The 10,014-nt window shown below is 72.8% G+C and carries 8 protein-coding genes; 4 read left to right on the top strand and 4 right to left on the bottom strand.

Translation table 11 applies throughout. The features are described 5' to 3' along the window. Positions 1-124 precede the first annotated feature (124 nt). Positions 125-796 (bottom strand): hypothetical protein, encoded by a 672-nt coding sequence (locus MFF40_RS28040; RefSeq protein WP_147897754.1) that lies wholly within the window; start codon positions 794-796, stop codon positions 125-127. Between the two features lie 116 nt (positions 797-912). Next, a complete protein-coding gene (locus MFF40_RS28035; RefSeq protein WP_147897755.1) occupies positions 913-2,013 on the bottom strand; it encodes a replication protein RepA in 1,101 nt (366 codons plus the stop codon). 734 nt (positions 2,014-2,747) lie between these two features. Here MFF40_RS28035 and MFF40_RS28030 point away from each other — a divergent pair. Both MFF40_RS28030 and MFF40_RS28025 read left to right on the top strand, forming a co-directional pair. Further along, positions 2,748-3,578 (top strand): TrmH family RNA methyltransferase, encoded by an 831-nt coding sequence (locus MFF40_RS28030; protein ID WP_238263092.1) that lies wholly within the window; start codon positions 2,748-2,750, stop codon positions 3,576-3,578. A gap of 128 nt (positions 3,579-3,706) precedes the next feature. After that, positions 3,707-3,961: a hypothetical protein gene (locus MFF40_RS28025; RefSeq protein WP_147857733.1), complete on the top strand. Its 255-nt coding sequence runs from the start codon at positions 3,707-3,709 to the stop codon at positions 3,959-3,961. A 113-nt stretch (positions 3,962-4,074) separates the two neighbouring features. Here MFF40_RS28025 and MFF40_RS28020 read toward each other — a convergent pair whose 3' ends face one another. Next, on the bottom strand, positions 4,075-6,279 hold the full coding sequence (locus tag MFF40_RS28020; RefSeq protein ID WP_238263090.1) for an HWE histidine kinase domain-containing protein: 2,205 nt from the start codon (positions 6,277-6,279) through the stop codon (positions 4,075-4,077). Positions 6,280-6,405: 126 nt separating this feature from the next. Next, entirely contained in the window at positions 6,406-7,296 is an 891-nt protein-coding gene (locus tag MFF40_RS28015) for a polysaccharide deacetylase family protein (RefSeq protein WP_147857321.1), read from the bottom strand. Positions 7,297-7,468: 172 nt separating this feature from the next. Between MFF40_RS28015 and MFF40_RS28010 the strand changes: the two genes are divergently transcribed. Continuing rightward, the gene (locus MFF40_RS28010; protein WP_238263088.1) at positions 7,469-8,902 is read left to right on the top strand and encodes an MFS transporter; all 1,434 of its coding nucleotides are present in this window, start codon (positions 7,469-7,471) and stop codon (positions 8,900-8,902) included. Positions 8,903-9,078: 176 nt separating this feature from the next. Next, positions 9,079-9,939, top strand: coding sequence for an amidohydrolase family protein (locus MFF40_RS28005; RefSeq protein WP_147857495.1), 861 nt, complete (start codon positions 9,079-9,081; stop codon positions 9,937-9,939). The last annotated feature ends 75 nt before the right edge of the window (positions 9,940-10,014 follow it).

The raw sequence follows: 10,014 nt of genomic DNA, 5'->3' as shown, positions 1-10,014 counted from the left end.
GCCCATGTCGCAACCGCCAGGGTTCTGGCAAATCAAACACCTTGAAAGGGCTGGGTCGTAGACCTTTTGAAACCGGGATGATCCAGGCCCGGATCATGGGATTCACGACCACCCCGCCGCGGCCTCACGCGTCCGGATCGCGGCTCCGACCGGGGGACGCCATACCGGCGTCGGCCTCCGGCCCGGCCAGGGCGTAGGTGGCCTCGGCGACCCGGCGCAGGGGGCCTCCGGGGCCGGACCGCTTCCACAGGCGGGTGTTGAGGGCCGCCACCGGATCGCGTCCCGGCAGGGTGAAGCCGCGGGCCAGGAGGATCTCCAGGATCTCGCCCGCGTGCAGCGGCCGGCCGGCCGCCAGGATCGCCCCGCAGGCCGCCTCCACCAGCGCCCGGCCGTAGCGGCGGGCGCCGGCGGCATCCTGTGTGAAGGCGATCGCGGGCGGGATCCCGTTCGGCCCGGCATCCGGCTCCCGGCACGGCGGCGCGGCCTCCGGCCCGCCCGGCATGGCATCCACGTCCTCGAAATCGGTCCATGCCGGGGGGGCAGACGGCCGCGCGATGTCCGAGGGGCGGGGGTCGGCCGCGACGGCGGCAGGCGCGTGCCGGACCGGCGGCTGCACGGCGCGATCGGGACCGTGCAGCCGCCCGGGCCCGGCGACGGCCGGGCCGCCCTGCGCATCGCTCAGGCGCCGGCCGAGTTCCAGGTAGAGGACGAGGTCGGCGATCTCCCGGTCGATCGCCTCACGCTGGCGCCGCAATGCGGAGAGCCGGGCCTCGATATCCTGTTCCGACAGACCCATCCGGTGTTCCCTTCAGCCGAACGGAACATCTAGCTCATTCCGTCTGTGTTGGGAACATTCTTTCCGAACCGCCGCGCCGGGGTGATATTCCCACCGCGCGGAACGAAGGGAACGGATCACATTCCCTTCTGGCGTCCCCGCATTCCCTTCACGGAGGCCGGGCGCGGCGGCACCAGCAGTGCACTGGGATCGGCCGGGTGCAGGGTCAGGCCGCCGTCGTCGAGCACGAGCGGCAGGCGCGGAAACACCTCGCGCAGATGCGCCAGATCGGCCTTGAAGGCCTGCCGGAAGCTGCGGATCGAGGCGTTCTCGGCCCCGAACTGCGCGTGCAGGTTGCTCCAGGTCAGCCGCAGCGGCCGCTGCAGGGCCCGCAGCCGGTAGCCGGTCCAGAACAGCAGGTCGAGCTTGCGCGCCGAGCCCGAGAAGGCCCGCGCCGCCCGCACGTCCACGGGCAGCGCGTGCTTGATCAGCGTCTCGTAGAATTCCAGGTCGAAGCGGACCGTCCGCCCCGCCTCCTCGTCGCCCTCGCCGGCGCGCGGACGCCACAATTCGAGGCTGCGGAACGGCGGCACGTTGAGGGTTGTGGCGCTGTCGCGCCCATCCCAGAGGCCGATCTGCATGGTGCAGGCGGCCAGCCGGTTCAGCTGCTCCTTGAACTGCCGGATGGTGCCGCGCTCGCCGCCCGTGACGGCAAACCCCATCTCGCGCATGAAGCCCGAGAGCGTCTCGGCGACCTTCACGGTCGGGCTGCGCTGGCGCACCGCCTCGGTGCAGAGGTGCAGCAGAACCAGCCTGGCCTTCGGCCCGTAGGGCAGCCCCTGCGGCGCGAAGGCGCCGGTCTCCGGATCCTTGATCCGCCCGGCCATCAGGCTGAGCGAGTTGCGCCCGTAGGTGCGGGAGAATTCGCGCACCGGACCGGGATCGCGATAGGGCAGGCCGCACAGCGCCAGCACCGAGTGGATGTGCTGCAGGCTCGACGGCAGGGCCGGCTCGTTCTCGATCACCAGGCGGACCGCGTCGCGTCGGCGCTGGTCGCGCGACAGCTGGGCCCGGCGGAGTTCCTGCGCCCCGAGAACGGCGGCCTGCGCGTCGCGCTCGCGCTGGCGATGCAGCACGTGCTCGACGATCTGGGCGAACAGGAAGCCGCCTCGCGCCGCCTCGATCTCGGCCCGCAGGTCCGCGTCGTGGATCCCGGCGATCTTCTCCTCGATGCCCATCGCCCCTCAGCCCGAGCCGCACGCGGAACCCGTCCCCCCGGCAGGCGGAGGGGCGGCCCGATCCTGCCATGCCACGATTCGCCGGCCGGGGCTCCGGTCCGATCCGGCTTGTCCCGGCAATCCACGGTTCCCCGGGGCTCTCGCGGGCCTGCGCGGCGCAGAGTTGCATACGCACGGATCGGGGGTCTGGGCCCACGCAGAGTTCGATACGCCCGGGCCCCGGGTTTCTATCCCCGCATTCCACCGGTCCGGGCCGGAATCCGCGCCGAATCAGATACGCAACCGCGCAGAATCCAATGCACCCACCGGCCGGATCCGCGCAGACTCCGATACGCCGTCGCGCAGAGTCGCATGCGCACCCACGCAGAGTCGGATACGAAAACCTAGCCCAACCCTCTGATCGGGATGATGAATTCGCCACCCCATATAGTCTTCCGAACTGACTCTCTGAAAGATTCCCTCTTGATAATCTTCCTACTTAACGCGGCGCTCGTTCGGTCCGAAGAACACACTCGGTTCCGTCGACATGCACATGGTTTGAAGGGAATATCCCGGATCCATCCACAGACCGGAGCGCCCGGGGAGAGGTCGGCGTTCAGGGAATCCGGGTCCGGGTCGCTCCGGATCCGATGTTTCCGACGGCTTCGGGTTGACGTGGGCTGTGCCGCCCGGTTTCTCGGGCCGACCCATTCTGGAAAGGCCGCGCCGATGCTCCCCTCCCCGATCGCGTTCCGATGACCGGCCGCCGCAACGACGGCCGCCCGGGCGGCCCGCCCCGGTCCGGGTTTCGGCCCGGCTTCCGGTCCGGCGGGCGTCCCGGCGGATCCGGGCCGCGGCCCGAATCCGGGGGGCCCGATGGCGCCGCGGTGCTGTATGGCTGGCACCCGGTGGTCCAGGCGCTGGGCAACGCGGAGCGCGGCCTGCACCGGCTGCTCGCCACCGAGAACGCGGCGGCCCGGCTGACCGAGGAGTTCGGCGATGCCCTGCGCATCGCCCCCGAGCTGGTCCGGCCGAGCGAGATCGGCCGCCTGCTCGGGCCGGACGCGGTCCACCAGGGCCTCTATCTCGAGGCCGAGCCCCTGCCCGCCCCCGGCCTCGACGACCTGCCGGCCGACGCCCTGCTGCTGGCGCTGGACCAGATCACCGACCCGCACAATGTCGGGGCGATCGTGCGCACGGCCGCGGCCTTCGGGGTCGCCGGCATCGTCACCACGGTGCGGCACGCGCCGGGCGCCACCGGGGTCCTGGCGAAATCCGCCTCGGGCGGGCTGGAGCACGTGCCCTTCGTCACCGTCCGCAACCTGGCCGAGGCGCTGATCGAGCTGGGCGAGCGCGGCTACACCCGGATCGGCCTCGATTCCGACGCGCCCGCGAGCCTCGACACCCTCACCGTCGCCCGGCCGCTGGTGATCGTCCTCGGGGCGGAGGGCAAGGGCCTGCGCGAGCGGACCCGGACCTGCTGCGACCTCCTGGCCCGGATCCCGTTCTCGGGGGCGATCCGCAGCCTCAACGTCTCGAACGCGGCCGCCATCACCCTCTACGCCCTGGGCCGGCCGCCGGCCTGAACGGCCGCCGGATACGGCGCGGAAACAAAAATTCGCCCGCCCGATTCCGGGGACGGCCTAGGCAAGTCCAGCACCCTGCCGTAGACGTCGGCTTCAGAGGGGGGCGTGGGCTGGTAGGCGTGCGCCGGATGCTGGACGATGCTTTGACGTATGGCGGTGGGGCCTTCAGCCTGATCGCCGTCGGCGTGTGGCTGTGGCTCGCCCGGCGGGCCTTCCCGAGCTTCGAATCCTTCGTGAAGGGGTTCGACGACGAGCTGCGCCTGGGCGCGAGCCCGGAGGAACGGGCCCGCACCGCCCGCTGGCACCAGGTCCGCCAGGCTGCCGTGGCCCTGACCGCAGTCGGGGCGCTGTGCCTGTCGATCGGCCTCGCGATCCCCGACTGAGCGGACAAGGTCCGGGATTCGAAAGGTCCTCGACCTTTCGCGGGTGCGGGCGGAGCCCGCTGTCTTCAGGGATGCCGACCCCGAGCCCTTTAGAAACCCCGACATGCCGCGCTCTAAGGCCCGGCCCGGAATCCGGCGAGCGGCGCGGTGAGGGTGCAGACCAGCCCGTCGCGGTGATAGTCGAGCGCGGCCCGGCCGCCGACCGCCCCGGCGAGCCCCCGCTCGATCAGCCGCGAGCCGAAGCCCCGGCGCGTCGGCGGCGCCACCGGCGGGCCGCCGCTCTCGCGCCAGACCAGGGTGAAGACCGGGTCCCCGGCCGTATCGGGAGCCGTGTCCCATCCGACGTCGACCCGGCCCGTCTGCGTCGAGAGCGCGCCGTACTTCGCCGCGTTGGTGGCGAGTTCGTGCAGCATCAGGGCCAGGGACAGGGCGGCCGCCGGCCCGATCAGGAGATCGGGGCCCTCGAAGCCGAACCGGCCGGGACCGTCCTGGTGCAGCGCCAGGCTGCCGGTCACCACCGCGGCGACGCTGGCGGCCTCGGGGCGGCCGGCGAGGTGGCCGGCCAGCAGGATGTCGTGGGCCTTGCCCAGGGCGACCAGGCGCGCCGCCAGGGCCTCGCGGGCCGTGTCGATGTCGGGGGCGTTGCGCAGGGTCTGGGCGGCGATCGCCTGCACCAGCGCCAGGGTGTTCTTCAGCCGGTGCGACAGCTCGCTGTTGAGCAGGTCCTGGTCCGCCTCCGCGCGTTTGCGCGCTTCGATGTCGGAGACCGCCACCACGGCGCCCACGACGGTGCCGGCGGCGTCCCGGATCGCCTCGCCCGCGATGGCGATCCAGCGGCGCGTCCCGTCGGGCTGCTGGTAGCGGACCTCCAACTCGGCCCGGGCCGCCTCGCCCGCGCAGATCCGGGCGAGCGGGAACTCCTCCGGCGCCACCGGTCTGTCATCCGCGTGATAGGCGCCGTAGGCGCCGTACGCCGCACTGTCCTGCGCATAGACCGTGTCGTGGCCCAGCACCTCGCGGATGCGCCGGTTGCCCATGACGATGCGGCCGGAGGGCGCCTCGGCGAGCAGGATCCCGACCGGGACCGTGTCCATCACGGTGGCGAGCCGGGCCTCGGCCGCGCCGACCTCCCGGGTCCCGGTGAGGCTCGCCGCGACCGTGCCGGCGATCAGCTGCACGACCGCCAGATCATCCTGCGTGAAGGCATCCTGCGTGGAGGCGTCCTGCGTGGAGGCGTCCTGTATGGAGGCGTCGGCCCGGGCGGCGCGCAGCTCGAGGATCCCCGAAGCCGCGCCGCCGAGCTGCACGGGCACCGTGAGGGCGGCACGCATGCCGGGTGCCGGCGGCAGGTCCGCCGTCCCCAGGTCCGCCGTCCGGTCGGGGTCGGGGATCGCCGCACGGGTCGGCAGAGCCGGCTCGGCCGTCCCGCCGGCGAGCGGGCGGCGCAGGCCGACCTGGTGGGCGAGGGTCCCGGCCGCCGAGCGGTAGACCAGGTCGGCCCCCTCGCGCATGGCGACGGCCCCACCCTCGGCCTCCGGCACGGCCGCCAGGGCGGCGGCCACCAGGAGATCCAGGATCGCCCGGCGGTCGCCGGCACCCGGCAGGGCCGCGACCAGATCCGCCACCGCGGCCCGTTGGGCCAGGAGGCGGTCGCGTGCCGCCCGGGTCCGGCGCAGCTCCAGCCGGGTCGCGGCCAGCCGCGCCAGGGTGGCCAGATCCTCGGCCGCCTCCGGATCGAGACCCCCGGGCCGGGGGGCGGTGTCGAGCACGCAGAGGGTGCCGAGGCGCCGGCCCGTCGCGGATGCCAGCGCGGCCCCCGCGAAGAAGCCCAGCGCCGGTCCGCCCGCGCGGCGCGGGCCGGCGTGGGCCGGCGCATCCGCCGTCAGGTCGGGAACGACCAGAAGACCCGGGCCGTCGGGGATACGCGCGAGGATACCGGCGAGGGCGGCTCCGGGAAGGCTGAGGGCGGGCGAAAGGCTGCCTGCGGGCGAAAGGCTGCCGGCCCCGAACCCGTCGGCGGCTTCGGACCGGGGCCGGTCCCCGGTGTCGAGGCTGAGCAGGGCCATCGGAGCCCCGCAGGCCCGGCGGGCCATGCGGAGAAGGTCCTCGAAGCCCGGTTCCGGCGCGGGATCGGGGACGGCGCCGGCCACGGCCACGGCCGCGAGGCGGTACGGGTCCCGGGCGTCGGACCTGGTGTCGGACATGGCGGCGTGCGCGGCGGCGTTGTCGATGGGCGCGGATGCCGCCGCCTCCGGGGCAACGATGGCGGCAGCAAGGCTGATCGCGAGAAAATCGCGACCGGGGTCGTTATCGCGCACGGACAGGGCCGGTTTTCGCGCCGATATGCGCGCGAAAACCCGATGGCTCGTCCTGCACATCGGGTCCGAGATCGGGCCATCGGCCGGTTCTGGTGCCGGTATCGGGGCCGGTGGTCCCGGCTCCGGTCAGCCGGACGCCGCCACGGCGTGCGCGGCGATCGCGCCCGCCGTGGTGATCCAGACCCGGTCCCGATGGGCCGCGACATGGGCGAGCGCCGCCCGGAGCGGCCGCAGCCGGTGGGGCTGGCCGACGATGTAGGGATGGAGCGCGATGCCCATCACCAGGGGCGCCGCGGCGGATTGCTCCAGCATCTCGTCGAAGGCGTCGACGAGCGCGTCGGCGAAGTGGCGGCCCGTCTCCTTGCGGGCGACGATCGCCGGGATGTCGTTGAGCTCCTGGGGATACGGCACGGCCAGGATCCGGCCGCCGCCCCGGGTCGCCATCCAGGTCGGCTGGTCGTCGTGGCACCAGTCGAGCAGGTAGCGGTAGCCGGCCTCGGCGAGCAGGTCCGGCGTCACCCGCGACTGCGAGATCCAGGGGCCGAGCCAGCCGGCCGGCGCCCGGCCCTCCTCCCGGGTCAGGATCGCGGTGGCGTCCGCGATCAGGGCGCGCTCCTCCGCCTCGGACAGGGTGCCCTGCCGCTCGGCATTGGTGCGGCCGTGCCCGACGATCTCGTCGCCGCGCGCCCGGAACGCCTCGATCAGGCCCGGGCAGTCCCGGTAGAGCCGGCTGTTGACCAGCACGCTCGCGGGCAGGCCGAGGCCGTCGAGGGTGTCCCGCAGCCGCCAGGCCCCGACCCGGTTGCCCCAGTCGCGCCAGGCGTAGTTGAGCACGTCGGGCTGCGGCCCGCCCGGGGCGAGCTCGGCCCCGAGCCCCGAGCCGAAATCGAAGGTCTCGAGGTTGAGCCCGACATAGACCGCGAGCCGCCTTCCCCCGGGCCAGTCGTAGACCGGCCGGTCCGGGAGGGCGCTGTAGCGGTAGCGGCCGTGCTGCGCGGCCGAGGGAGCATCATCCATCGCGGGTCCAGTGTCCGGGTGCGCCCGGGCAGATAGGCCGGATCCGGGATGCCGCCATGCCTGTCCGCCGCCATGCCTGTCCGCCGTCATGCCTGTTCCGGCGGCCGGCCCTGCTGTACCGGGTCGGGACGGGACCGCGTGCGGCGGTCCGGGTGTCGAGGAAGGATCCGCCGTGCCGCTGGCCGACACATCTCAGGGGGACGGGCGACCGGTCGTCTCGGACATCGCCGCGCGCCTCGAACGGCTGCCGATGTCGCGCTACCAGCGCAGGATCTTCGCGGTCATCGCGTCCGCCTGGCTGGTCGACCAGATCGACGTGGCGCTCCTGACCTTCCTGCTCGGCTCGATCGTGGTGGCCTTCGGGCTGACCCCCACGGAGGCCGGCCAGCTCGCCGCCATGACCTTCGCGGGCCAGCTCGTCGGCAACATCGTCGCCGGCACCGCCTCCGACCGGTTCGGCCGCAAGGCGGTGTTCCAGGTGACCATGGTGGTCTGGGGCCTGGCGAGCCTCGCGGCCGCGGCCGCCTGGAGCCTGCCCGTGCTGATGGCCTGCCGGTTCCTGATCGGGGTGGGCGTCGGCGGCGAGGCGCCGGTGGCGCAGGCGATGGTCTCGGAGATCGTCCCGGCCCCCGTGCGCGGCAAATACATCGCGATCCTGGAGGGGTTCTGGGCGGTGGGCTACGTCCTGTCCGGGGCGATCAGCTTCTTCGTGCTGCCCTATCTCGGCTGGCGCTGGGCCTTCGTGGTGGTCGGCCTGCTGTCGCTGGTGGTGCTCGCGGTGCGCCGCTCCATGCCCGAATCGCCCCGCTGGCTCGCCGAAACGGGCCGGCACGCGGAAGCCGACGCCGTGATGACCACGATGGAGCGCGCGGTCGAGCGCGCCACCGGCCGCCCCCTGCCCCCGGTCACCCCGCAGATCGCCGCCGCGGTGGCGGAGGCGGTCGCCGATCCGATTCCCGGCCCCCGGCCGAGCGCGGTGGCGACCCTGTTCGCGCCGGCCTACCGGATGCGCACCGTCATGGCCTTCGGGCTGTGGTTCTTCGCGCTGATCGGCTTCTTCGGGCTCAATTCCTGGATCGCGGTGCTGCTCAAGGAGCGCGGCTTCTCGATCGTCGGCTCGGTGGGCTTCGTGACCCTGATCACGCTGGGCGGCATCCCGGGCTTCGCCACCGCGGCCGTGCTGCTGGAGCGGATCGGCCGCAAGCCGACCACGGCGCTGTTCCTGACCTGCGCGGCCGCCGCGGCCTGGCTGTACGGCAATGCCGGCGGCGAGCCCGTGCTGACCGTCGCCGGCGTCACGGTCACTTGGCTGTTCGTCGCGGGCTTCGTGATGCAGTTCTTCATGTTCGGCATGTGGAGCTGCCTCTACGCCTACACGCCGGAACTGTACCCGACCCGGGCCCGGGCCACGGGGGCCGGCTTCGCCTCGGCCTTCGGGCGGATCGGCGCCATCCTGGGGCCGATGATCGTGCCGGTGCTGGTGCGCGATTACGGCCCGGCCACCGCCTTCCAGGTCGGCGCGGGCGGCTTCCTGATCGCCGCCCTCCTGGTCCTCACCCTCGGGGTCGAGACCCGCGGCAAGGTGCTCGAAGCCGTCTCGCATTGAGCGGAGGAGCCGCCGAGTCTTCCAGGCGCGTCTTGCAGGGCTCCGCCCTGCACCCGCACAAGGTCTCGACCTTGTGAATCCATGATCCGATTGAACGATCGATCCTGCGTCGCTCGCGATTCGATCGATGGTCAGCCCCATACCTCGCTCACATCACAACCGTGGAGTCCCAAAAAATGCCCGTCGTGGACATGCGCAGCCGGCCGACCTTCCTGCACACGTTCTTCGGCGCCGAGCCCGACACGCCGGAATTCGGCGTCGCCCGCTGGCTGAACGCCCGGGTCGGCAGCCGCGAGGTCGAGCACTTCACCCGCGGCGCCACGATCGAGGGCTTCCGCGCCGAGATGGACGGGGCCGGGATCGACGTCGCCGTGATGGTCGCCCGCTCGGTGCCGGGGGTCCGGGTCTCGAACGACGCCCTGGCGCAGGCCGCCGGGCACGATCCGAAGCGGCTGATCGGCATCGCCTCGGTGGATCCGGTGAAGCTCGGCCGCAAGGCCGCGGTGGCGGAAGCCAAGCGCGCCGTGACCGAGCTCGGCTTCAAGGGGATCAACCTCGATGCCGGCTTCTACCGCGAGGGCCTGCGGGCCGACGACGAGCGGCTGATGCCGCTCTACGAGCTGTGCGAGAAACTCGCGGTCCCGGCCTTCGTGATGTCCGGCCCGACCACCCCGGACCTGCGCCTCAACGATCCCCTGGCGGTGGACCGGGTCGCCCGGACCTTCCCGAAGCTGCCGATCGTGTGCTGCCACGGGTTCTACCCGCACGTCGCCGAGATGGTGACCGTGGCCTTCCGCAACGAGAACGTGTTCGTCTCCCCGGACATGTACACGTTCGCCCCCGGCGGCGGCCTCTACGTGGAGGCGGCGAACGGCTTCATGAAGGACCAGTTCCTGTTCGGCTCCTCGTTCCCGTTCCGGGCGATGCGCCAGGGCGTCGAGGATTTTCGCGCGCTGGGCCTCTCGGAGGACGCTCTGGACGCCGCCCTCTGGCGCAACGCCAACCGCCTGCTCGGGCTCGGCCTGGCCGAGGCTTAGTCCCGGGTTTCCAAAGGGCGAGCCCTTTGGCGGGGTATCGGGGCGGAGCCCCGATGAACCAGGGCGCTGCCCTGC

The sequence above is a fragment of the Methylobacterium mesophilicum genome (assembly GCF_022179445.1).
Taxonomy (GTDB): Bacteria; Pseudomonadota; Alphaproteobacteria; order Rhizobiales; family Beijerinckiaceae; genus Methylobacterium; species Methylobacterium mesophilicum.
This window is presented reverse-complemented; position numbering and strand designations above follow the sequence as displayed.